Annotated in this window: 26 protein-coding genes, 1 tRNA gene and 1 pseudogene; 22 read left to right on the top strand and 6 right to left on the bottom strand. The window is 36.2% G+C overall.

What is annotated here, in order from left to right:
- The first annotated feature begins 493 nt into the window (after positions 1–493).
- The 5 genes from MP478_RS19500 (at position 494) to MP478_RS19480 (ending at position 6,957) form a co-directional block, all read left to right on the top strand.
- Positions 494–1,333 carry a prolyl oligopeptidase family serine peptidase gene (locus tag MP478_RS19500; RefSeq protein WP_257191076.1) on the top strand — a complete coding sequence of 280 codons (840 nt, stop codon included), beginning with the start codon at positions 494–496 and terminating at the stop codon, positions 1,331–1,333.
- A gap of 276 nt (positions 1,334–1,609) precedes the next feature.
- Positions 1,610–2,107 (top strand): hypothetical protein, encoded by a 498-nt coding sequence (locus tag MP478_RS19495; protein ID WP_257191077.1) that lies wholly within the window; start codon positions 1,610–1,612, stop codon positions 2,105–2,107.
- 236 nt (positions 2,108–2,343) lie between these two features.
- Positions 2,344–4,512, top strand: a complete 2,169-nt coding sequence (locus MP478_RS19490; protein ID WP_257201383.1) for a TonB-dependent siderophore receptor — start codon at positions 2,344–2,346, stop codon at positions 4,510–4,512.
- Between the two features lie 128 nt (positions 4,513–4,640).
- On the top strand, positions 4,641–5,915 hold the full coding sequence (locus tag MP478_RS19485; RefSeq protein ID WP_257201382.1) for a PepSY domain-containing protein: 1,275 nt from the start codon (positions 4,641–4,643) through the stop codon (positions 5,913–5,915).
- Positions 5,899–6,957, top strand: coding sequence for an alpha/beta hydrolase (locus tag MP478_RS19480; RefSeq protein WP_257201381.1), 1,059 nt, complete (start codon positions 5,899–5,901; stop codon positions 6,955–6,957). Before MP478_RS19485 ends, MP478_RS19480 begins: the two co-directional genes overlap by 17 nt.
- 308 nt (positions 6,958–7,265) lie before the next feature.
- Here the strand turns inward: MP478_RS19480 and MP478_RS19475 are convergent, their stop codons facing one another.
- Together MP478_RS19475 and MP478_RS19470 are read right to left on the bottom strand one after the other, a co-directional pair.
- Entirely contained in the window at positions 7,266–8,288 is a 1,023-nt protein-coding gene (locus tag MP478_RS19475) for a hypothetical protein (RefSeq protein ID WP_257201380.1), read from the bottom strand.
- Between the two features lie 294 nt (positions 8,289–8,582).
- Positions 8,583–9,437 carry a hypothetical protein gene (locus tag MP478_RS19470; protein ID WP_257201379.1) on the bottom strand — a complete coding sequence of 285 codons (855 nt, stop codon included), beginning with the start codon at positions 9,435–9,437 and terminating at the stop codon, positions 8,583–8,585.
- 70 nt (positions 9,438–9,507) lie between these two features.
- Between MP478_RS19470 and MP478_RS19465 the strand changes: the two genes are divergently transcribed.
- The 9 genes from MP478_RS19465 (at position 9,508) to MP478_RS19420 (ending at position 15,213) form a co-directional block, all read left to right on the top strand.
- Complete coding sequence (locus MP478_RS19465) at positions 9,508–10,026, top strand: Crp/Fnr family transcriptional regulator (RefSeq protein ID WP_257191083.1); 519 nt, start codon at positions 9,508–9,510, stop codon at positions 10,024–10,026.
- Between the two features lie 55 nt (positions 10,027–10,081).
- Positions 10,082–10,630: a DinB family protein gene (locus MP478_RS19460; RefSeq protein WP_257191084.1), complete on the top strand. Its 549-nt coding sequence runs from the start codon at positions 10,082–10,084 to the stop codon at positions 10,628–10,630.
- Between the two features lie 43 nt (positions 10,631–10,673).
- Entirely contained in the window at positions 10,674–11,186 is a 513-nt protein-coding gene (locus tag MP478_RS19455; RefSeq protein WP_257201378.1) for a methylated-DNA--[protein]-cysteine S-methyltransferase, read from the top strand.
- 144 nt (positions 11,187–11,330) lie between these two features.
- Positions 11,331–12,095, top strand: a complete 765-nt coding sequence (locus MP478_RS19450; RefSeq protein WP_257201377.1) for an isocitrate lyase/phosphoenolpyruvate mutase family protein — start codon at positions 11,331–11,333, stop codon at positions 12,093–12,095.
- A gap of 2 nt (positions 12,096–12,097) precedes the next feature.
- Positions 12,098–13,141, top strand: coding sequence for a bifunctional transcriptional activator/DNA repair enzyme AdaA (locus MP478_RS22550; protein WP_306592875.1), 1,044 nt, complete (start codon positions 12,098–12,100; stop codon positions 13,139–13,141).
- Between the two features lie 29 nt (positions 13,142–13,170).
- Positions 13,171–13,773, top strand: coding sequence for a DUF2911 domain-containing protein (locus tag MP478_RS19435; protein ID WP_047485699.1), 603 nt, complete (start codon positions 13,171–13,173; stop codon positions 13,771–13,773).
- Between the two features lie 3 nt (positions 13,774–13,776).
- Positions 13,777–14,304 (top strand): GNAT family N-acetyltransferase, encoded by a 528-nt coding sequence (locus tag MP478_RS19430; RefSeq protein WP_257201376.1) that lies wholly within the window; start codon positions 13,777–13,779, stop codon positions 14,302–14,304.
- On the top strand, positions 14,301–14,672 hold the full coding sequence (locus MP478_RS19425) for a cupin domain-containing protein (protein ID WP_257191087.1): 372 nt from the start codon (positions 14,301–14,303) through the stop codon (positions 14,670–14,672). Before MP478_RS19430 ends, MP478_RS19425 begins: the two co-directional genes overlap by 4 nt.
- Before the next feature lie 160 nt (positions 14,673–14,832).
- Complete coding sequence (locus MP478_RS19420) at positions 14,833–15,213, top strand: PEGA domain-containing protein (protein ID WP_230034820.1); 381 nt, start codon at positions 14,833–14,835, stop codon at positions 15,211–15,213.
- A gap of 91 nt (positions 15,214–15,304) precedes the next feature.
- Here MP478_RS19420 and MP478_RS19415 read toward each other — a convergent pair whose 3' ends face one another.
- From MP478_RS19415 to MP478_RS19405, 3 genes are all read right to left on the bottom strand, one after another.
- Positions 15,305–16,048 carry a dienelactone hydrolase family protein gene (locus tag MP478_RS19415; protein ID WP_257201375.1) on the bottom strand — a complete coding sequence of 248 codons (744 nt, stop codon included), beginning with the start codon at positions 16,046–16,048 and terminating at the stop codon, positions 15,305–15,307.
- A 155-nt stretch (positions 16,049–16,203) separates the two neighbouring features.
- Entirely contained in the window at positions 16,204–16,815 is a 612-nt protein-coding gene (locus tag MP478_RS19410; protein ID WP_257191089.1) for an HAD family phosphatase, read from the bottom strand.
- 138 nt (positions 16,816–16,953) lie between these two features.
- Positions 16,954–17,385 carry a type I restriction enzyme HsdR N-terminal domain-containing protein gene (locus MP478_RS19405; RefSeq protein WP_230034826.1) on the bottom strand — a complete coding sequence of 144 codons (432 nt, stop codon included), beginning with the start codon at positions 17,383–17,385 and terminating at the stop codon, positions 16,954–16,956.
- 7 nt (positions 17,386–17,392) lie between these two features.
- On the opposite strand from MP478_RS19405, the gene holA reads away from it, so the two are divergent.
- The 6 genes from holA to MP478_RS19375 all read left to right on the top strand — a co-directional run bounded on the left by holA (position 17,393) and on the right by MP478_RS19375 (position 22,480).
- Positions 17,393–18,430, top strand: a complete 1,038-nt coding sequence (gene holA, locus MP478_RS19400) for a DNA polymerase III subunit delta (RefSeq protein WP_257191090.1) — start codon at positions 17,393–17,395, stop codon at positions 18,428–18,430.
- Positions 18,431–18,515: 85 nt separating this feature from the next.
- Positions 18,516–19,388, top strand: a complete 873-nt coding sequence (locus tag MP478_RS19395; protein ID WP_257201374.1) for a hypothetical protein — start codon at positions 18,516–18,518, stop codon at positions 19,386–19,388.
- A gap of 268 nt (positions 19,389–19,656) precedes the next feature.
- A complete protein-coding gene (gene trxB / locus MP478_RS19390; protein ID WP_230034832.1) occupies positions 19,657–20,598 on the top strand; it encodes a thioredoxin-disulfide reductase in 942 nt (313 codons plus the stop codon).
- Positions 20,599–21,363: 765 nt separating this feature from the next.
- Complete coding sequence (locus tag MP478_RS19385) at positions 21,364–21,741, top strand: VOC family protein (RefSeq protein ID WP_230034834.1); 378 nt, start codon at positions 21,364–21,366, stop codon at positions 21,739–21,741.
- Between the two features lie 215 nt (positions 21,742–21,956).
- Positions 21,957–22,169 (top strand): glyceraldehyde-3-phosphate dehydrogenase, encoded by a 213-nt coding sequence (locus tag MP478_RS19380; protein ID WP_230034836.1) that lies wholly within the window; start codon positions 21,957–21,959, stop codon positions 22,167–22,169.
- A 226-nt stretch (positions 22,170–22,395) separates the two neighbouring features.
- A tRNA-Ser gene (locus MP478_RS19375) sits at positions 22,396–22,480 on the top strand.
- A gap of 298 nt (positions 22,481–22,778) precedes the next feature.
- Here MP478_RS19375 and MP478_RS19370 read toward each other — a convergent pair.
- Positions 22,779–23,032, bottom strand: a pseudogene (locus tag MP478_RS19370) (alkene reductase); the annotation flags it as partial.
- 188 nt (positions 23,033–23,220) lie between these two features.
- Here MP478_RS19370 and MP478_RS19365 point away from each other — a divergent pair.
- On the top strand, positions 23,221–23,505 hold the full coding sequence (locus tag MP478_RS19365; protein WP_257201423.1) for a helix-turn-helix domain-containing protein: 285 nt from the start codon (positions 23,221–23,223) through the stop codon (positions 23,503–23,505).
- A gap of 29 nt (positions 23,506–23,534) precedes the next feature.
- Positions 23,535–24,344 (top strand): AraC family transcriptional regulator, encoded by an 810-nt coding sequence (locus MP478_RS19360; RefSeq protein WP_257201373.1) that lies wholly within the window; start codon positions 23,535–23,537, stop codon positions 24,342–24,344.
- Positions 24,345–24,359: the final 15 nt, after the last annotated feature.

The following is a 24,359-nucleotide window of genomic DNA, read 5'->3' as shown; positions in this document are numbered from 1 at the left end:
TTACTTTCTGTTATTGTGGCTAAATCTTCAATGAACAATACGTTTATCCAAATCAATTTGTTGATTTATTTCTTACATAGACTTCTGCAACAGAACTTTTTACTTTTAATTAAAACAATCTCCTGTAAACTATTAAAATTTGATTGTTGAAATACGTAAATTTGAGAACCACAAGTATCAGTGATTATTATGGTGTTTACAGTTTCAATTATATAAATGATATTGTAAAACCTAAAGCTTTAAAAAAAATTGAAAATTAAAAATCAGTTAATAAATCGGTTGTGGACAGTTCCGGTATTATCTTGGAAATTGCTCCGCAATCAACAGTATGAATTGAAAAAATGCATAATTCCCGATGGTATTGGAAATTGATAATGTTGAGATAGATGGTGAAAAATTTAGCATTCAGGAATTAGAAAAAAAGTCTGATAAAATTAGATATGACTACGTTTACAAAATCAAATAAAAATTAATGATAATTTTTAAAAACACCATGCAAAGACAAATTTTACAACCTATTTTGATTATTATTTCCCTGATTTTAACCACAAACTCTATAGTTGGTCAGAAGAAAGAATTCAGGGATACTCAGGTGGATAGCCTGACTTTTTTAAATAACCGGAAAGTTGTAAACAGTTTAAATACTGAAGTTTTCAGGAAAAAAATATTCTCAAAAGATAGTATGCAGATTCCTTACAGGCTTTTAACTCCAAAAAATACTGCTAAGGGTAAGAAATACCCGTTAATCATCACTTTCCACAATTCAACCAGAATTGGCAATGATAATGAAAACCAGCTTGAACCGTTTGCCAAAATGTGGTTAAGGGACGAGATTTACAGTAAATACCATTGTTATGTAATAGCACCACAGTTCAGTAAGCGCTCTTCAAATTATGAAAAGAACAATGATAGTATTCAAATTTCAAAACCTTCTCATGAAGTTTTTGCTTTATTGGACTTGATAAAAAATGTAGAAAAAGAATATCCGGATATTGATAAAGATAGGATTTATTTGATAGGGTACTCTATGGGGGCATCAACGGCACAAAACCTGATGAATATTCAGCCGGACAAATTTGCGGCCCTGGTATCGGTAGCTGCTGTTCCGGATTTTTCGAATCTTAGAAAGATAAATAAGAAAAATATCTGGTTGATTCACGGAGAAAAAGATACTGAAAATCCGTACATCGGAAGTGTAGAATTATTTAACAGGATGTCTTCAGATCCTAACCTAATTTTCACCACCTTCACTTATCTCAATCACAATACTATTGTTATTCCGTTTTTACTGACGGAAGAAATTCCAAAATGGTTGTTTAAAAAACATAAATAGAAAACTGTAGATAGATATAAAATATAGTAAATTCAATTCAAATAAATGCTGTTAATTTTCTTTCAGTCTTTCGATTTTAAGATAGTTGGCTTGCTGAAAACATATTTAAATTTCTATTTTTTTGTGTTTCCATAAGAATATGTCTTCTGGTGTATAAAACATCTTATATTTTTTTTGCTGATTTATGTAAGAGATTGTAAATTAGGGGGTCATAAATACTTTGTTTTTAAATATATTTTAGAAATTAATAAAAACTCCACCAAATCAGAAATAACCATGGCAGAATATCTTGCAAAATCAAATAATTCTTTATCCTTTGAGGTGACACAGGGTGGCCAGTTGATAGGAAAGCTTACGTACGGAAGCTGGTTTAATTTTAATGCGATAGCAGAAATTGCAAACGTAACCTATCAGATTGAGCCTAAGGGTTTTTGGGGGACCACTATTGAGCTGAAAGATAATGAAAAAGTACTCTTAAAGTTCAGAATGAACTGGAACGGAGAAATTGTAGTCCAGACTTATTTTAATGGGATAAAAAATGGATTTCTTTTTAAACACAGAGGTATTTTTAAAGAATCATTTGTATTGACTGATCAGGAGGGAATTGAGCTTTTAGTAATGAAGCCCAACCTCAAATGGAGTACCTTAAATTACGAATATGATATCACAACCTCTGATGCCTTTGAAACATTTCCTGATAAAGAAATTGTACTGATCAATGCCTTACACTGTGCCAATTATTATATGTCGATGATGATGTCTGCAATAATATAGCAACATAACTACAATAAATATACTGAAGATATTATTATACTTACTCCATTCATTATGGAACAAACAAGAAAATATAGAATTAAATATCATCAAACGATGGAGTAAAGGGTTTCTGAAATTTCAGAAACCCTTTATTTATGGCCTTTTTTATTCAGATAATTTTATGATTTGTATCATATTTTTATTTAGAATTAATAAAAATAATATAGTTTTGCAATACTAAACTTAATTATACAATGAAAAGGACAATTATTTCTGCGGCTTTATTAGCCGTATCTATGCTGAGTGCTCAGGAAAAAGATACGGTTAAAATAGCTGAAATTCAGGCAGTATCTCTGCAAGGGACTCACAATTACAGAACCAAGAAATCAGAATCAGTAGCAAGGCTTCCATTGGAAAATCTTGAAAACCCTACTGTTTATAACCTTGTTCCGAAAGAAATTATCAGTGAAATGAGTGCTGTGGATTTCAATACAGCAATGGCTTCAGCTCCGGGAGTGGTAGTGAATAACAGTGTGAACGATAGTGGAAATGATATTTTCCTGAGAGGGTTCAGTTCTTCCGCGAATTTTAGAAACGGGTTGATCCAAAATCCTAGAGTGCAGGCTGAAATTGCTAATGTAGAAAGAATAGAAGTAATCAAAGGACCTTCAGGAACGCTGTTTGGAGGAACATTAGCTAATTATGGAGGAGTAGTAAATGTAATAACTAAAAAGCCACAGGAAAATTTTGGTGGAATCATCAACTATACTACCGGAAGCTGGGGAATGAACAGAATCACTGCAGACATCAATACTCCGTTGAATAAAGAGAAAACAGCTTTAGCAAGATTTAATGTGGCTGCCTATTCTCAGGACTCTTTCCAGGATGCAGGGTACAATAAAGGTTTGTTTTTCTCTGGAAGCATTCTATACAAAGTCAGTGATAAAACTACCGTAACATTGGATACTGAATTCCATTCGCCGGAAAAAACACTGAATGCCTATGTGAGACAGTCTGAAAAGCTGACCCTTCACTCTATGAAAGACCTTGCAGCTATTCATGGCAGATCATTTACAAGCAATGACATAGGATCAAAGAGAACCAATTTCGTTACCATGGCTGAAGTTACCCATAAATTTAATGATCAGTGGACTTCCAGAACGTCCTATCAGAGGGGAGAAGCTAACGAAAACGAATCTATATTTTTAGTATTGAATTATTTAAATGACAATTCTGTAAGCAGAAGTATCCGCCCTTTTGATAATTATAAAATTACCACAGATAATATTCAGCAGAACTTTATTGGAGACTTTAAAATAGGAAAACTGAGAAACCGTCTGGTTGTAGGATTTGATTATTTCCACCAGAATAGTAAAAATCAGTATCCTGTCTATAAAGTGGGTAAGAATGATTCTTCCGTATTTGTTCCGTATCCTTTAAACGGTGTCATTGTAGACAAAGATAAGCCACAGCCTGCAGATGTCGTTTTACTCAATGCTGCTTCCGACTGGACTTCGATTTCCCGTGATGTAGTGAAGGCACTTCCAAGAAATGGCACCAAATACGAGATATCACAATACAGTACGTACAGTGCCTATGTTTCCGATGTTTTAAATATTACAGATAACTTCCTTGTAATGGCAAGCTTAAGAATGGATCATTACAAAAATGATGATAGTAAAAGAAACGGGGTTCCCGGAAATGACGGGTACAATCAGACCCAGTTTTCCCCGAAATTTGGGTTAGTCTATGAAATCAAAAAAAATGAAATTTCGTTCTTTGCCAACTACGTAAATGGTTTTAAAAATATAGCCCCTTCACCCAACCAGGATGGAATTCTTACGAAATGGGATCCTGAGCAAGGGAATCAGTTTGAGGCCGGTTTTAAACTGGATCTATTCGGTAAGAAATTACTTTCAACCATTACCTATTACAATATGAAGGTTAAAAACAGGGTGATTGCTGATCCAGGCGGTTTGGGAAGCAGACAGGACGGAAATATCAAAAACCAGGGGTTTGAAATGGACGTGGTCATAAACCCGGTGAAAGGATGGAATATCGTAGGAGGATACGGGTATAACGATAACCGTTATGATGACAGAGGTAAAGATGCCGGAAAAAGAATTGCATGGACACCTAAACATGTAGCCAATTTATGGACCAGCTATAAAATTATGGACGGTGCTTATGAAGGCTTAGGTTTCGGAGCCGGGTTCAATTTTGTAGATAAAACTTATATTAATATTACCAACCATTTTCTGGCACCTTCATACACTTCTGTAGGCGCTACCATTTTCTATGATAAGAAAAAATACAGAATCGGTCTGAAAATGAATAATGGCCTGAATGAGACTTATTGGAACTTTTATGGCCAGCCACAAAAGCCAAGAGAGGTTCTTGCCAACTTCGCATTTAAGTTTTAATTAAAAATAAAAATTATTTAAAAAAGATATAATTTGTTGGGAAAGCCTTACAAGCAGTATGTATGGTAATCTCTTGCTCCTTTGTGCTTTCCAACAATTATAGTTATAGATAACCGGATAATTTAGATATGGATAATAAAAAAACTAACCCCAAGAAAAAACAGGGAAAATCCCTGGCCAAACGGATTACAGGCTGGTTGCATCTCTGGCTGGGACTTGTTTCCGGAATTATTGTAATGACTGTAACACTTTCAGGAACAGTATTCGTCTTTTGTGACGAAATTATAGATCTGTGTGGTGGAAGTGCCAAATATGTTCAGGTTCCTGCCGATGCAAAGAAAAAGTCTCCTGAAGAACTCCTTGCCCAATTTCATCAGCAGGTTCCGGACCGCAATGCATTTTATTTTGATACCTATAAAGAAGCAGACCGAAGCTTTAGAGTGGCTTCTGCCACCAAACCTCCTAAAGATAAAAATACAGAAAAAGCAGGAAAACCAAAAGGAAAGGGCCGTGGTCCCAGAGGAGTATTCGCCTATCATTACCTTGATCCTTATACCGGAAAAGTGATGGGCTCTACAAAGAGCTATGAGTTTTTCTATGTTGTTGCCCACATCCATGCTCAGCTATTGGCCGGAAAGTTCGGGAAAACGGTGGTAGGAATTGCTTCTATTATATTTTTTATCCAGCTTATCGGTGGGCTTATCCTTTGGTGGCCCAAAAAATGGAATAAAACCACCAGGACAACTGCATTTAAAATAAAATCAGGAACAAAATGGCGCAGGAAAAATTATGATTTCCACAACGTATTCGGTTTTTATTCATTGCTCCCGGCAGTATTTATCACAATCACAGGGCTTATTATGGCTTATAAAGTGCTTGCAGATCTTACACAAACCGTTTTTGGAGGCGTAGCTGATGCCCATAAAATTGCTGAAAAATTTGATCCTAAGTTTGATCCTGAAAAAAAAGCATTGCCTTTTACGGCGTTTATAGATAGAAATTTTAAAGAAATTCCTGAAGCAAAACAGATCAGGATGAGTGTTCCAAGAAATGACTCAGCGACTGCTTATAATGTAGTGGCAGCCCAATTTATCGGCTTAAAAAGCATTACAAACGGCAAAAGCAGAGAAATCAATAAATACACAGGAAATGAAATCATCTATCCGAAAGAAGTTCTGATGCATGAAGCGATTGAACATATGAATTTTGACCTGCATGTCGGCTATTGGGGCGGAATGTTTGGGAAAATCTTCACTTTCGTTATCGGAATCATCTGTACAAGCCTTCCGGTAACGGGATTCCTGATCTGGTGGGGAAGGAAAAATAAATCAACGAAAAAGACAAAGGAAATCAAAACTATTCATCAACACACAAAAGACGAACATCATGAACAACTGGTTTAAATTTTTATGCCTTTCCCTATTTTTAATTCTTACTTCAAAGGCCAATGCCCAGGAAAAAGTAATAGTGGGAGAGAAGCAGGTTTTATTTTCAAAAATTTTAAATGAAAACAGAGAAGTTTGGATTCATCTTCCTAAAACCTATGACGACATCACAATTAATCCTGCAAAATATCCTGTAATCTATCTTTTAGATGGTGAAATTAATTTTGAATATTATGTCGGGATGACTGATTTTTTGGCCCGGACACCTTATGCTGATATTCCGGAATGTATTGTGGTAGGAATTAAAAATACAGAACGCACAAGAGATCTTACACCCACAAAGGCTCAAAAGAAAAGTCCGGTAAACCCTAATCTTACCCTTTTTGCCGACAGTGGAGGAAGTGAGAATTTTGTGAAATTCATGCAGGAAGAACTGAAACCTTTTATCAGTAAGAATTACAGAACTCAGGAGTATTCTTTGCTGGTAGGCCATTCTTTTGGAGGACTGTTCGCCATTAATACTTTTCTTACCCATCCCGATTATTTCAATGCCTATGTTGCCAACGATCCCAGCTTATGGTGGGATAATAAGGTGATGATCTCCAGAACTAAAGATTATATTGAAAAGCATAAGAAATTTCCGGCGAAGAAGTCTCTGTTTGTATCCCAGGCAGATAATGAGGAACAGCAGAAAAACTGGAACTCCGATATGACCCAGGCCATAGAAGAGTTTAAAATAATAGTGGAAAACAATGGTTCGCTGAATTATAAACACCGTTTTTTTGAAGGAGAAGTACATGGTACCGTTTCTTATCCTGCAAATTATGAAGCCCTGAAGTTTATATTTAGAGGCTTCAGAACAGATATTAAACAGCTTGCCAAAAGTCCGGAATTGTTGGAAAAAGACTATAAAAAGCTGTCTGAGAAAACAGGAACAGACTTCATACCATCAGAATCTTATCTGAATGTAGTGCTTAAATTTATGAAAAGTAATGAGTTCAAAGAATCTGAAACGTATTTTATAGATCTGAAAAGCAGGCTTTATCCTAAAGTAAAATAATGCTGGGCGGATAAGGAATTGAGTTTAAATAATTGTAAAAATAAAAGAGGCCGTCTCACAACTCGTGAAAACGGCCTTTTTTATGAAATTTTCCTGTACTCCTATATGAGAAGGGTTTTCGTTTAAATGATTCTCAACCCACATCGTTTAGTTGTGAGACAGCTTCTTTTGTCATTATTAGATAATTATAATAAGTTTTGGCTAAAGCCGATGGATGATTAATAAAATATAAAACGGGCTAAAGCCCGTTCCAATTGATAAATATGCTGTAATGACAGAATTTCTCATAAATGCTGCTGAGTAAATTACTAATGTCTGTTATCACAATTGATTGTAAAATCTTTCTGATTTTTATCTAAAAATGTAATGGAAGGGCAGCCAAAAGACTGTGCAATAAATCCAAAAATTACAGGAGGTTTCCCTTTGAACAGATAACCGGTCCATTGAGAATTGTTGGCCTCATCAGTATTGATTCCATTAAGGGGAGTAAATTCTGCCCCGTCACCGCCGGCTGTAGTAATTGTTTTTTCAAATGTTTTTTCATTACGGTCATTGAGTATTACCAATTTGCGCTCCTGAACCATTTCATCCTGAAGATAGTCCTGCAGATAATAGGTGAGATCCTCATATTTTGCCTGATAGGTATCTCCAGGTGTAAGCCTGGAAGACGTAAAGTATTTCTTTGAAATGTCCGCACTTGCTTTCTTCCATTGGACAGGCTTCATTTTATGCTCAACAAAAGGGTTTTTATTCCCGAAATAGGCAACAGCATTCTCATATTTATTTCTGATATCCGGTTCTTTGTGAGCTTCAATCTGAAATCCTACCATGTATGAAGAGCCATCTACTTCTTCACCATCCATGGAATAGAAATCTAAATAAGCAACTGCTTTGAGCTTGTTTAATGGAAGTTTTTCCAGTTTGTTGAATTGATAATTGTAAAGGTAAAGTGAATCATTCTCTGTAAGATGAAGTCCGTTCAGTATTTTACTTCTGTGCTTTGAATCAAGCTCAATATACTGAAGCTGCTCAGGAGAAACATTTTTCTGATTGCTTAAAGCCTCTTTCTGTATAGGCTGGGGATCGGTATAAATATCTGATACAGAAATAAAAATATCTGACAGCGCATCTTTCTGTCCGGAGGAAATTACAGTGACACTGTAAATATTAAAGTTTTTATAATCTATTTTTTCTTCCGTTGCTTTTGGAGTTTTTACAGAATCATTAGTAGCAGTAATTGCTGTTTCGGAGGGCTTCTTTTCATCCTTTTTGCAACTGATAATCGCCAGTTGGGAAAATAAAAGAGCCGCGAAAATCCTAATCTTCTTCATAATTTTTTATTTGTAATGTTTTAGATCCTGTTTACATTTTATTCAGGAATTCTTATATATTTTGTTGACAAGACTCAATAGGTCAGTTTGAAATTATTTTTTGATTAAAAAGATGAACGCAAAGCTTATGAATAATTTCGCTTTATTTTAAGTGGGCAAAGTGATGCGGCTTCGTCGCTGATGAAGATGTATGCTTATCCATACGCTTCGACGAATCAACGAAGTTGATTCTATCCTTTGCTCCCTAAAAATATGGTAATGAAGCTAAAGCTTTACGTTAGAAAAACATATGTTTTAATTTATTTTATAATAAGGTTCTGAATAATACTTACTTGGCTTGATATAAGCTGTATTTCTGTCTGCGTCAAAGATCCATATAAATCTGCGCAGCATATCAGCACCAAAATAGCTGACATTTTGTGTTTTAAGATTTCCTGAGAAAAAAGCCACGGAAATATCTTTGAAAACAAAGTCTCCTAATTTTAAAAAAGGAAGAATTCCCTGTTTGATAGCTAAATTTTGTGCATTGGAATTTTTAAGTGTTTTTTCTCCTATTATTTTTAATTTTTTTTCCAGTTCTTTCTCTTCAGTAAACTCATTACTATATAATACCCCGCCTGAGTATCCGGATTGAAGAGCAAAATAAGACTCCTGTTGTTTCTCACCATCAACCACATTATCGGCAGCCACGATGAATACACCCTGATCCAGCATAATTTTAAGAGGTTGATAACCTGTAAGATCAGGGTTTTTGTCATAGATTACAAATTGACTGTTGTCATAATCAATTTTAAAAGTCTTTCCTTCAAATAGACTGGTTCCTATTTTTCCGTCCGATTCATAGCCTGAGAGCTGGTTGTCAAAAAATCGGACATCTTTCAGGGTTACCGGGCCAATATCCACCGTATTATGATCACTTATTTCTTCTTTATTGAAAATAATATGGTCTGCTTTTCTCTGCCGTTCCGGAGAAATAGAGCCATCTTTCATGGCAATCTGAAACATCAGGTCCAGTGAGTCTTTTTTGTTGACTTGGGACTTTACAATGATATTATTGTATTTTGTAATTCTGAAAGGAATAGTTTGCTGTGCCTGAATGCCAAGATAGCCGGCAAGAAGGAATAATAGGAGATTTGTTTTTTTGAGCATCGTTAGTAGTGATTGGTGTTAAAACTTTAAATTTACCCATTATCTTTGGATCAGCAAATAATATTGTGAAATGGTTGAGAAATTACTTCAAAGCGGCCTTCATTGGGAAAAGAAAGAATTCAAAAGGAATGAGTTCCTGAAAATTGCAGGAAGTACAGATACCTACATTTATTTTATAGAGAACGGAAGTGTCCGGATCTTTATGACAGATGAACATGAAGAAAGGATTATCCGTTTCGGATATACCGGTAATATTATTGTTTCCCTGGATTCTTTTCTTTCCGGAAAACCATCCGGTCTGTACATTCAGGCGATTAAAAAAACAAAGGTAAAACTCGCCTCAAAGAAAGATTTTTATGAAGTTATTCAGTCGGATGGAGAGCATATGAAGTTTTGGATACAGGTGCTGGAAGATTTGGTTTTGCAACAGCTGGAAAGAGAAAAAGATCTGCTGATCAATTCTCCGCGGGAACGTTATAAAAGAGTTTTAAGAAGAAGCCCGAAGCTGTTCCAGGAGATTCCCAATAAATACATAGCAAACTATCTCAGGATGTCACCGGAAACATTATCCAGGCTTAAAAAATCTTGAGTTCAATCAAGATTTAAGAACCCAACGATCTGGATATTTGCATAAAAAAGTGACTATGAAAATTTCAACTTCACAATTGTTGAATGAATTGAAAAATAAGACCCAACAACATCTTCAGTATGCAGAAATGCTCTTACGGAAAACTGAAGATGAGTTAAATTTCAGGATATCAGCAGATAGCTGGAGTGTCCTGGAATGTCTGGAACATCTCAACCGCTATGGAGAATTCTATATTCCGGAAATCAGCCGTAAAATTTCTTCCTCTGTCACTTCTTCCCAATTAACTTTTAAGCCGGGTATTTTAGGAAATTATTTTGCTAAAACGATGCTTCCTAAAGAAAAAATCAATAAGATGAAAACACTTAAAGCGATGAATCCCATTCATAGTCAGCTGAATAAAAGTGTTATTGACGAGTTTATCAGGCAGCAAAAACAGATGTTTGAACTTTTGGAAAAAGCCGGACATATTGATCTGGAGAAAACAAAAACAGGAATCAGTATTTCAAAATGGATCAGCCTGAAATTAGGGGATACCTTTCGATTTGTTATTTATCATAACGAAAGACATATAATTCAGGCCGGAAAAGTTTTGAAGAACATTTGAAACATTGATTGATGAATTCTAAAAAAGTAGTAATTTTAAACTAATGGAAATCATCTGTCAAAAAACCATACAAACTCCGCTTGGAGAAATGATAGCCTGCGCAGTAGATCAGGGGATCTGTTTACTTGAATTCACGGACCGGAAAAATATTGAAAAGCAGTTTAAATCTCTGTCAAAAGTCCTGAATGCTGAAATAGTAGAAAAAGAACACTTCCATTTCATACAGCTGGAGAAAGAGCTTAAAGAATACTTTGATGGAAAGAGACCGCACTTTGAAGTTCCACTATTCATCACAGGAACGGAATTTCAGGAAAAAGTATGGCAGCTCCTCCGTGAAATTCCAATGGGAGAAATAAGAACCTATAAACAGCAATCTGAATTTTTAGGAAATCCGAAGGCCATCCGTGCAGTAGGAACAGCCAATGGTATTAATAAAATTGCCATTTTAATTCCGTGTCACCGTGTGATTGGCTCAAATGGGGAGCTGGTAGGCTATGCAGGAGGAATCTGGAGAAAACAGAAATTATTGGAACTGGAAAAAGCTATTTTGTTTTAAGAATAAAGAATAAAAGTGGTTAATAGTACTGGCATTTCCTGCTTAGTACTAGTCATTCACATATTTTCCGTGCTTCAAAAATACCTGTCCATTTTTCGGTTGCGTACCGCCTGTCAATGTTGATACATTTGAAGAAAAATAATAATGATCAGTTTTAAAGATTTACATCAGGGTGAAGAACCTTTGTTATTAGGCAATGTATGGAATGTACAAAGTGCCGGAATATATGAAAAATCGGGCTGTAAAGGATTGGCGACCTCAAGTTCGGCAGTGGCTCTGAGCTTAGGATATGAAGACGGTGAGGAGATGAGCTTCGAAGAGTACTTTTATATCATTAAAAGAATAAAACAGTCGGTTTCTATTCCTTTATCTGTGGATCTTGAATCCGGATACGGAAATACAGAAGAGATCATTGTATCTAATATAATAAGGCTTCTGGAAATAGGGATTGCAGGAATTAATCTGGAAGATACGTATGTGGTGGATGGTAAAAGACAGCTGTTGGATAGAGAAGTATTTGCAGAAAAACTGAAGAATATTTTCTCAACACTGAAAGACAGAAGGAGTGACATTTTTATCAATATAAGAACTGATCCTTTTTTGTTGGAAATGGAAAATGCATTGGAAGAAACATTAAAGAGAGTGAAGCTCTTCGAAGATCTTAAAGCTGACGGAGTTTTTGTACCATGCATAAGTAATGAAAATGATATAAAAACCGTGGTAAGCGCTACCAGGCTTCCTGTAAATGTTATGGCAGTACCAGGACTTCCGGATTTTAGTGTCCTTAAAAAATTAGGGGTAAAAAGAATGACTTCCGGAGCTTTTTTAAACAGATACATTTACAAACAACTGGAAGTAATGAGTGAAGACATTACGAATAATAAAAGTTTTACCTCTCTTTTTGCTTAATCATGGAAATAAGTGACCAAATAATGTATGAAGCTTCTTTTAATAAAGACTCTTCATTTGAAGGAATCTTCTGGATGGCGGTAAAGACCACTGGAATTTTCTGTCGCCCCACCTGTACGGCACGCAAGCCCAAATTTGAAAATGTGGAGTTTTTTACCAATACAAAAGACGCCATATTAAAAGGATACCGCCCGTGTAAAGTGTGTAAACCCCTGGAAAATCCTGATGTAACCCCTGAGCATATAAAAAAACTGTTACAGGAAATTTCTGAGGATCCATCGTTAAAACTTAAAGATTATGATCTGGTGAAAAGAGGGTTGGAGCCTGCAACTGTTCGCCGGTGGTTCTTGAAACATCATGGAATTACCTTTCACACTTTTCAAAGAATGTCTAAGTTGAATGCCGCATTTAAAAAGCTTCAACAAGGTGAATCGGTTACAGAAGTGGCATTTGAAACAGGATATGAGAGTCTTAGCGGTTTCAATGAAAGCTTTAAAAATATTTTCGGGGTATCTCCTAAAAATAACAGGATAGAAAAGATTATTGATCTCAAAAGAATTGAAACCATGCTGGGAACCATGATCGCCTGTGCTGATGAGAAAGGGATCTGCCTTCTGGAGTTTTCCGATAGAAAAGCACTCCCTACAGAGCTGAAAAGTATTTCCAAACATCTTAATGCCAATATTGTACAAGGGGAAAATCCTCATTTTATGACCCTGGAAAAAGAACTTTCCGAATATTTTGAAGGAAAAAGAACCGTATTTACTGTTCCTCTTTCCCCCGTGGGAACCACCTTTCAGATACAGGTATGGGATATCCTGCAGACCATTCCTTATGGAAGGACAAGGAGTTATCAGGAACAGGCCGATATTTTGGGAAATCCTAAGTCTGTAAGGGCTGTAGCCAACGCCAATGGCTTTAATAAAATATCCATTATCATCCCCTGTCACCGTGTAATTGGAAGCAATGGTCAACTAACAGGTTATGGTGGAGGAATCTGGAGAAAACAAAAATTATTGGAATTAGAGAAAGCTATTTTGTTTTGATTTTCGTAATTTTAAACAAAAATTTACACGTGAAAAAGTTATTAGTTGCACTTTGCATCTCTGTTTCAGCATTCAGTTTTGCACAGGATTATTCCGTACCGGCAGCAAGCCCGCGTCAGAAGGTAGAACAGCAGTTTTCAATGTCTAAGATCTCTATAGATTACGGAAGACCAGGAGTGAAAGGACGTAAGATCTTCGGGGAATTGGTTCCCTATGGACAAGTTTGGAGAGCGGGAGCTAACTCGTCTACAAAAATTACATTCGGACAGGCCGTTAATTTTGGCGGAAAAACAGTTCCGGCAGGAACTTACGGATTATTCATTGTTCCTACAGAAAAAGAATGGAAAGTAATTTTGAATAAGGACTTCCAACAGTGGGGCGCTTACACTTACGACCCTAAACAGGATGTAGTAGATGTTACCGTACCTGTTAATAAATTAGCAGATAAACAGGAGTGGTTTGAAATTACCCTGAATCCTACAGATGAAAACTCAGGAAATTTAGTGATCAAATGGGACATGGCTCAGGCAGAAGTTCCATTGAAGCCCTCTAAACTGGATACCGTAATTAAGATTTCTGATAAACTAAAGGAAATCAAGAAGATAGAGTCAGATTCTACTAAAAAAAGCTAAACTATGAATTTTTCTGTTCAGCCTGTTTTAGAGAATGAAGAACTTCAATTAATCCCCTTACAGCAAGGGGATTTTGAATCTTTATATGAAGTAGCTTCCGATCCTAAGGTCTGGGAGCAGCATCCCAATAAAGACCGTTACCAGAGAGACGTGTTTGAAAACTTTTTTCTGGGTGCTATGGAGAGTGGTGGAGCTTTTAAAATCATTGAAAAAGCTACCGGAGATGTGTTGGGAAGCAGCCGCTACTACAACTTTGATGAAAATGACAGTCATATTTTTGTGGGCTATACTTTCTATGGGACAAAATCCTGGGGAAAAGGAATTAATCCGCAGGTTAAAAAGCTGATGCTGGATTATATTTTCCAATATGTAGATAAAGTTCATTTCCATATAGGAAAAGAAAATTTCCGTTCACAAAAAGCATTAGAAAAATTGGGAGGTAATAAAATAGCAGAAGAGGAAGTTGCCTATTTTGCTGAACCTACAAGAACCAACTTTGTATATGAAATCAAAAAAGAAAATTGGGCATGAAAAAATATAAAATCCAGCAATCGCCATTTATAGTTCCTACTACAGATGGTAAGCTGATTGAAGAGCACTGGGGGAACTCAACCGGAAATTCCAATGTTTCCATTGCTCACATGGTGGCACCTCCAGAGTGGAGCGAGCCTCATCAGACTCCGGAGTTTGATGAATTTACCTATATTATTTCAGGAAAGAAGCAATTTGAAATTGATGGTGAAATTGTAGAACTGGAAAAAGGGCAAAGCATTCTTATTGAAAAAGGAGCAAGAATACGTTACAGTAATCCCTTTTCAGAACCTTGCGAATATCTGTCCATTTGTCTTCCTGCATTCTCTATGGAACTGGTCAATAGGGAAGTGGAAGGAGTAGATTAGAATATAAACACTTAGAATCTAACAAAGCAATCTCAATTTTGAGATTGCTTTGTTTATTTAAATACCTGTTAATACTAGATTTTTCACAATAGTAGTGCTTGTTATCTCTAATTATTTTGTAAGTTCGCGGACTTAAAAAAATAATAACTATTTAAAATATATGAAAAACAATTTATCAATTGTATTACTGATGGGTATTGCCCTTTCTGCCACTTCATGCGCAAGTATGTTTACCGGTACTAAGGATAAAATCACTTTCAATTCCAGCCCTGAAGGCGCAAAAGTATTCCATAAAGGAGTGGAAAAATGTATGACCCCATGTACTGCTGAAATCTCAAGATCATTGAGTAAGCAAACCGTAACATTTGAAAAAGAAGGTTTTAATAATAAGGAGATAAAACTAACGAAGACTTTTAACCCGGTCACTTTGCTGAACATCCTTTTGGGTGGAGCTATAGGGATTGGAATTGATGCTGCAACAGGTTCCTTGACCAAATATTCTCCTAAAAAATATGACGTTGAACTGGAAGCTAAACCTTAATGAATTAAAATAAAAATAGCAAAAGGCAAATTCGAGAGTGAATTTGCCTTTTATATGTACTGTATTAGGTTATTTCTGTTGAACTAATGGTTTACTTCAGGATCTCTTTCAAAAACATCAATGTGTGATTCCATGCTCTTTTGGCCATCACTTCATTGTAATCCGGAGATTTCGGATCTGTGAAAGTATGTTTTGAATGGGCATAAGTGATGATCTGCCAATCGGCATTTCCTTCGTTCATTTCTTTGATCAGGTTATTATAATCATCGGGTGTTACGCTTCTATCATCTGCCGGATTTTCTACCAGAATTTTAGCCGCTAGCTTTTCATTTTTTCTGGTCTGATCTCTTCCCAAACTTCCATGAATAGAAACAACTCCTGCAACAGGTAAATTACCTCTGGCAGATTCTAAAGCTCCTGTTCCTCCAAAACAATATCCAATCACCGCTGTCTTATCGGAAATAGCTCCGTTTTTCTTCAGCTGGTCCAGTGCTAATCCGATTCGTTTTTGATATTCCTTATAATTCTGTTTATAATACCCTGAGCTTTTAGCGGCTGCATCGTTGTCAGCAGGGATCTTTCCCTCCCCATAAATATCGGCGATGAAAGCAATGTACCCCTGTTTTTCAAGCTCTAAGGCTGCCGTTTTAGCTTCTTCGTCAATACCTTTCCAGGCCGGAAGAATTAAAACCCCGGGCAGCTTTTTTCCTGCATTGGATGTGATTAAACCATTCAGTTTTTGGGAGCCGTCCTGATAGGAAACGGTTGCAAGTTTTTGGCTGAAAAGCGTTCCTGAAGCCATAATCAATGTGGTTAATAAGATTGAACGTACCATATTTTATAATTTAGTCATAATATACCTTATAGAGAAGTGCGGATTACAAATGAGGCTGTTTCATTATTTTGTTCCTTACAATGTCAATAAAAAAACCTCAACTAATTTACTTAAAATAACTTAATTGAGGAGATTTATATTTTATTTGGAAGACCTTATAGGGTAACTCCTAAACCGGCAAGTTCCTGTTCCAGATTGGTATCCGGGGTAACATGAATAGTGATAAAACCTAGATCTTTTGCCATCTCAATATTCTTTGCATTATCATCAATAAAAACGGATTCAGCAGCCTGGATATTATATCTTTCCAATAAAACATACCATATTTTAGGATCCGGTTTAATCAGTTTTTCCGTTCCGGAAACGACAATTTTTCCTTCAAAAATTTGAAAGAAATCATAGTTTTCCAATGCGTAAGGGAAGGTTTCTTCAGACCAGTTGGTCAGTCCGAAAAGCTGGTAGTCTGTATTTTTAAGCTTTCTCAGAATTTCTACGTTCTGGGGAATATCACTTTTCAACATGACGGTCCAGTTATCATAAAACGCTCTGATTTCTTTTTCCCATTCCGGAAATTTCTTCACCTGGATTTCTGTTCCTTCCGAAAGGCTTCTTCCTCGGTCCTGTTCGATATTCCATTCGTCCTGAGCGATGTTTTCAAGGAAATATTCCATTTTTTCATCGTCATTGAAATAATCTTTGAAGAAATACCTGGGATTCCAATCCATCAGTACGCCTCCGAAATCGAATATAATGTTTTTTATTTTCATATGAATTAATATTTTTGTAAACCTCCGTCAAAGATTCTTTGAATTTTCGCCACCCTTCCAGAGGAGGGGAATTCTCACAATTACAACTGTATTATTCGTGAGAAGGGAATGATATTATAGTTTTTACGCAGCATTTATCTACTCTGGTTTATAAAACCGATACTGTCCGTCTTCATAATAGGCATTGATGTGCTGAAGCCCATTGGTCAGGATAATTTCTTTGGCTCCAATAACAGAATTGTACCGGGCTGTTTGCTCAAATGTTTTTTCCGTCAGTTTGATTTGCGGAGCTTTACATTCAATCAGGATGACAGGCTCTGTTTTTTCTGTAATAAGAAGGTCAATCCTCTTGGTAAGTCCATTTAAAATGATCTTTTTTTCTGTAATAAGGGCTGATGCAGAATAGGCTTTTACAGTGAGATAATAATGTACCCAGTGCTGCCTTACCCATTCTTCAGGAGTAAGGAGAAGATAAGTTTTACGAATCAAATCATAAATAAAAAACTTATCTTTGTCTTTCTTGAATTTAAAATCAAAAGTTTCCTGAAAATTCAGTTTTGGAAGTTCCATTAATAAGATGAAAGAATTAGATTTAATCCTCAAAAATATTAAAAATAAAGAAGTTTTACCTATTTATTTTTTCCACGGAGAAGAAGCCTACTTTATTGATGTTGCTGTAAAAGCCCTTGAGCATAACTTTTTGGAGGAAGATGAAAAAGCTTTCAATCAAACGGTTACCTATGGAAAAGATACTTCTTACCAGGAAGTTCTTTCTCTGGCAAGGCAGTTTCCGATGATGGGAGACAAACAGGTGATCATCGTTAAAGAAGCACAGGATCTGAGGTTGAATGAAGACGAAAACCGAATTCTGGAATCCTATGTTGAAAACCCGGTACCTTCTACCGTACTGGTTTTCGCACACAAACATAAAAAACTGGACAGCCGGAAAAAAGCAGCTAAAGCTTTAGATAAAGCCAAAGCTCTTTTCCTTAGTGAGTCTGTAAAGGAAAATAATCTTCCGAAATGGATTGCAGATGAGTGCACAAAACTTAATATAAAAACAGCTCCCAATATTTCACATCTCCTGGCAGAATATCTGGGAAATGATCTTTCCAGAATTGCCAACGAGCTGAATAAATTAAAGATCATCCTTAAAGAAGGGGAAGTACTGGATGGAACAATTGTTGAAAACCATATTGGAATCAGTAAAGAATACAATGTTTTTGAACTTCAGAAGGCCTTGGGAACAAAAAATGCCAATGCAGCCTTTAAAATTGCCCATTTTATGGGAAAAAACCCTAAGAATAACCCTTTTGTAATGCTGCTTGCAAGTCTGTATAACTATTTTTCCAACGTTATTATTTATCAGACCATGGCTGGGCAGCCCCCGCAAACTATTGCTTCACAAATGGGAGTTAATCCGTATTTCATTAAAGATTATGCGGAAAGTGCCAGGTTATATCCTTTAAAACATGCCACAAGAGTGATATCTATTTTAAGAGAATTTGATATGAAAGGAAAAGGTCTTGGTGCGGTAAATATGGGGGAAGCAGAACTCATTAAGGAACTGGTGTATAAGATCATTAATGTAGATAAAATTAAGATGAAAGTCTAAATTTTTACGAATCAGGGGAATTTGAATTTTACAGGATATTTTTTTAGGTTTTAAAATATAGGTGTTGATGCGAAAAATTCTTTTTTTGATAGTTTTATCTGTGATTTTCCTAAGCTGTACAGCAAAGAAGGTTGAGGGCCAATTTATAAAAGGAGATCATTATGAATTGAAAAAATCTGAAAATCAAAAAGCGGTTCTGGTTTTATTTCCTTGTTTTCCTTGTGATATTGAGCATACAAAGATGGAAGCAGGCTTCCTGAAAGATATAGAGAAAGATGGAATTACAACGCTGCTTTTAGACTATAATCAGAAGCTCTTTTTAACGGAAGCTGAAAAAGAAGAATACTCAGAAACTTTACTTTCTATATTGGATCAACATAACGTTGATAAGAAAAATGTTTTCATCGGTGGTTTTTCCGGTGGAGGTAATATCGCGTTTTTACTTTCAGGTTATTTAATAAAAAATAATAATTCTGTTCAGCCCAAAGGGATGTTCGTAATAGATTCTCCTATTGATCTGGAACAGCTGTATTATAATGCTCAAAAGGATATTTCAGCTAATATAGATGCTGATGCCGCTGAAGAAGGGAAATTTCTGGTTGAGCTTTTTGAAAAAGAACTGGGGAAACCATCTGAAAATCAAGGGAAATATAAAACAGCTTCACCTTACCTGATTTTGTCTAATTCAATTGAAAATATTCAATATTTAAAAGGAATTAAAACAAGGTTCTACTGTGAACCGGACCTGGAATGGCAACAGCAAAATAAAGGTAGAAAATGGGAAGATCTTAATGCGTTTGTGCTTAAAAAAGCTAATAAGTCATTACTCAATCTTGGAAGTCAAAAGTCAGAATATATAGAAACCAAAAACCGTGGAATAAGAGCTAACGGAAAAAAACACCCTCATTCTTGGAATCTTGTGGAGCGTGGAGAACTGGTGAGATGGATGCTGCCGTGAGTTGGAAAACAGAACGTTGAAAAAATAGAGAATGAAATTTAACCAATAATTTCTTTAATTAAAATAAATACCGGACATTCTGTATTTTAATTTTGCACTATCAACTATCAACTATCAACTATCAACTATCAACTATCAACTATCAACTATCAATTGACAGCCGATATATCTGTTATTGACAAGTATCATTAAAATAACTTTAAAAAGACCATAAAAATTCCGAAATTAGCAGTCTTAATTTAATTAAATCTTTTCGAACAAGTAAATTATGGAGCAAAACATTTTAGATTGTGTGATCGTTGGATCTGGGCCTTCTGGCTTCACCGCTGCTATCTATGCAGCAAGAGCAGACTTGAAACCTGAATTATATACAGGTTTGGAGCCGGGCGGACAATTAACAACCACTACAGAAGTTGATAACTTTCCAGGGTATCCAGCCGGGATTACAGGTCCTGAAATGATGATGGATCTGCAAAAACAGGCAGAAAGATTTGATACCAAAGTTCATTATGAAATGATCACTAAGGCTGAGTTTTCTAAGGAAGTAGGCGGTGTTCACAAATTATATGCAGGAAACAAAGAAATTCTTGCCAAAACAGTAATTATCTCTACAGGAGCTACAGCAAAATATTTAGGTCTTGATGACGAGAAAAAATATGCAGGAGGCGGGGTTTCCGCTTGTGCTACATGCGACGGATTCTTCTACAGAGGAAAAGATGTAGTAGTAGTAGGAGCAGGAGATACAGCCGCTGAAGAAGCTACTTATCTGGCTAAATTATGCAGAAAGGTAACCCTATTGGTGAGAAAAGATGTTTTCAGAGCTTCAAAAGCAATGATCCACAGAGTGGAAAGCACTCCTAATATCGAAGTGAAGTTCCACCATGAGTTAATCGGGATAGAAGGAGAGAACAGCTTGGTAGAAAGAGCCGTAATCATTAATAACCAAACTCAGGAAATTTCTAAAGTAGAGGTTGAAGGAATTTTCATTGCTATTGGTCATAAACCCAATACAGATATCTTTGCAGGTCAGGTAGATCTTGACGAAAACGGATATATCTTAACTGAAAAAGGTTCTTCAAGAACGAATCTTCCGGGAGTATTTGCTGCAGGAGATGTTCAGGACCATATCTACAGACAGGCTATCACAGCTGCAGGAAGTGGATGTATGTCTGCAATGGATGCTGAGAAATATTTAGCTGAATTACATTAATAGTATTCAGTTTATAAAATACAAAGCGTACCAGAAGGTGCGCTTTTTGTTTGTCATATGGATTCTTAATATAGAGCGTTTACAATATAATACAGCGTTTATGTTTTTGTTGGAAAATCGCAAAGACGCAAAGTTTTTAATTTTTTATGTATGGTTGTAAGACGCAAGAAAATCAAAGACTTTTCAGCAAATGACAGCTAATATATTTAGTTATAAAATACAAAGCGTGCCTGAAGACGCGCTTTTTGTTTGTCATATGGATTCTTAATATAGAGCGTTTACAATATAATACAGCGTTTATGTTTTTGTTGGAAAATCGCAAAGACGCAAAGTTTTTAATTTTTTATGTATGGTCGTAAGACGCAAGAAAATCAAAGATTTTTCAGCAATATATTTAGTTTATAAAATACAAAGCGTGCCTGAAGGTGCGCTTTTTGTTTTCATATGGATTCTTAATATAGAGCGTTTACAATATAATACAGCGTTCATGTTTTTGTTGGAAAATCGCAAGGGCGCAAAGTTTTTAATTTTTATGTATGATTGTAAGACGCAAGAAAATCAGAAATTTTCAGTAAAAATATAGCATTATCAATTGTATCTGAGATACAACCTTTGCGCCTTTGCGTATTCCAACAATCACTTCGTGATTAATATCAAAAAATCAATTGAATAATGAAATGGGTAATAAAACATTGATATATTTGTGAAACTACAAAACGATATGAATTTTGCATTCCATTTAAAAGAACTTAACAAAAACTAAAAATGAAAAGAGTAACAGCCATCGGAGGAATTTTCTTTAAATGTAAAGAACCGGAACAAATCAATGAATGGTATAAGACCCATCTGGGATTGGAAACCAGCCCTTACGGAACCAAATTCGACTGGAAAGAAGTGGATTCGGATAAGAAAGGGTATACGCTGTGGAGTCCTTTTAAAGAGTCTACCCAATATTTTGAGCCTTCAACAAAAGAATTTATGATCAATTACCATGTGGAAAATATTGAAGCATTGGTAGAAGAGCTGAAAAAAGAAGGGGTAACTGTTCTGGATGAGGTGGTCACCTATGAATATGGAAAATTTGTACACATCCTGGATCCTGAAGGAAATAAAATTGAATTGTTCGAACCAGCAGGAGAGTAGACTGCTTATAGACAAACTTTCCTGATTTGTCATTTGTTAGGAATCCAGCCTGATTGGTTAGGATTTTGAGCTTGATGCTGTTTTTATTAAATAAGTAATAGAATTGTTTAGATTCCTGCAGAATGACAGAATGGAAATGTTGATTTTGTACATACAAACACCTCTCACGTAGAGTAAAATACCTAGATTTGGATTTCAAACTTTAAAAAAATAATATGGACAAAAAGATTATAAAAATCACCCATGTCACAGGGACGTATACTATTAAGATTGCAGAAGGAAGGCTTAATGAAATGAAAGCCCAGTTGGATAAATGCCTGAACGATGAGCAGGCAGCCATTGTAGTGAAGGGAGACGATGGAGATCAGTTTGTATATCCGTCGGATTTTATCAAAAATAGTTTCATTGCCATCGTAGACGGTGAATAGGGTGGATAAACTCTATACGAAATAAGGCCTGAAGACTTTTAAAGACTACGTTTTTAGTTGTAGAATATAATGACAGAGGTTTTACGGACACAATGAGTGAAAATAATTCACCTGATTTTAAGCTCCTTATTGATTTTTGTTAGAATTTGCGTGGTAAAAGTTTTGCAGAAATTAAAAATCGTTCTATATTTGCACCACTGAAAACAACGGTATAGCCGGGGTTTAAGGAGAGATGGCAGAGTGGTCGATTGCGATAGTCTTGAAAACTATTGACTGTAACAGGTCCGGGGGTTCGAATCCCTCTCTCTCCGCAATCGCGAGAATGATAAATCTTCTAAAGTGCGAAAAAGCTTTTAAAGCCTTCAATTTTTATAATTGGAGGCTTTTTGTTTTTGGAAAAATCGTTCGAAATCTTCAAAAACACTCTAAACTTTTGTGGCAAAATCGTGGCAATTTTTATTTGGAAAAAAAAATGCCGCAGAATACCACATAGCATACTGATAGTCAACATGTAAAATACATTTACGACTTGACTTGAGGGTACTTTAACTTGACATTTATTAACTTAAAAATGTTGAATCATGTTAGAAAAGCAGCTACGGACTAACCTTCAGTGATCTTCTGCCAGCCGGCGACCTGTTCCTGCGAAAAAATGCCGGGGATACGGGGATAGCCCAATGCTTCCGGACTTGGAGCGGTTCCTTCGGTTACGATCAGTCCCGCTGAGCTGCGTGTTCGTAATAGGCTGCCAATAGCTCGTTGGGGATATTGCCTATTGCGCGGCTACGAGTCATGGGAGCCATTACGATATGGTTCTTTAATTTAAATTTTCCTTTCATATAAGGCTCTAAAAGCTTTTTCATTTTGATCGTATATATTATTTTGTTAATACCACAAATGTAGCGTACATTTGCTAACCTATAGTAAGCGCTATACTATTAGTTAGTATATAACCAATTTGAATAAATAAGATTAAGCTTCGCTTGACCCCGGATGACGGGGAAGATTGCCCTCTCAATGAACTGATGGCAAAAAGGATGCGCTATATGCACTGAATGGAACATGGAAGCTACCCATCATCGTTGCCATTCTGGATGGCAATAGCAGGTTCAAAGAGATAGCCCGTGTTGTAGAAGGCATCAGCGACCGGATGCTATCCAAGGAGCTGAAAGACCTGGAGGTGAATAAACTGGTGAAACGCACCATTTATGATACGTTTCCTCCAACAGTGAAATATTCCGTAACGGAGCACACCAAGACGCTACGCCCGGTCATTACCGCATTGAGGGATTGGGGCAAGATACACCGGGCCATGATCACTTCATCGGTCGATTAAAATGATAGAAGCACAACCAGGAATTTGCTATGGATGAATACATATCTACAAGGAGGCCCTATAATGCATTCTTAGCAAGTATTGTTGAGGATTACTTTTTTATGGACATTCCTGTGGAAGCACTTTCCGGCAAAACGGAATTTATTGTGCCATTTCCAAGGATCACTTTTTGCTACTATTTTGACAGGCCTTTTTCCTTGACCAACCACAATACGCAGGAAACAGTTATTGAAAAGATCATTATCACCAAAGTTTCCACCACCCAAATCAGTATTCTGCCAACAACCGATCGTGTTAAAATACTGGGAACCCACATCAAGCCCTTTGCATTGGCCTATTTTACCAAACAGCCCATTCATAAATTGCCCTGGCTCATCAATACAGAGGATCTGTTTGGTGATATAGCCGTTAAATTTCAAAATAAGATCAATGTATGTACAGACCCGGAACAGATGTTTGATGTGATTGAAGACATATTTCTGGATAATGTCCTGGTAAGAGACCTATCGCTGATAACAAGAGCGGTCGAACTGATCGAAACCTCAGATACAAACCTCAGCATTGAAGAACTGTCAAGCCAGTTAAATACGACTGAAAGGACGCTACGCAATCATTTTTATGAACATATCGGATGTTCGCCCAAGGAATATTTGCAGATCGTAAAGATCAAGAAGGTTGCCTATCAACTTAAATATTCCGACCAATCCTTGACGGACATCGCCTTCGATAATCATTATTTTGACCAGGCACATTTTATCAATGACCTGAAAAAAATTACTGGGTATTCCCCCGGCGAGCTTCGCAAGCTCATATCGAATTTCCGATTTTTACAATTTTAAGGCTACACTTATCAC

Origin of the sequence: Chryseobacterium sp. WG14 (genome assembly GCF_024586945.1) — a bacterium.
In the GTDB taxonomy this organism is placed as follows: Bacteria; Bacteroidota; Bacteroidia; order Flavobacteriales; family Weeksellaceae; genus Chryseobacterium.
This window is presented reverse-complemented; position numbering and strand designations above follow the sequence as displayed.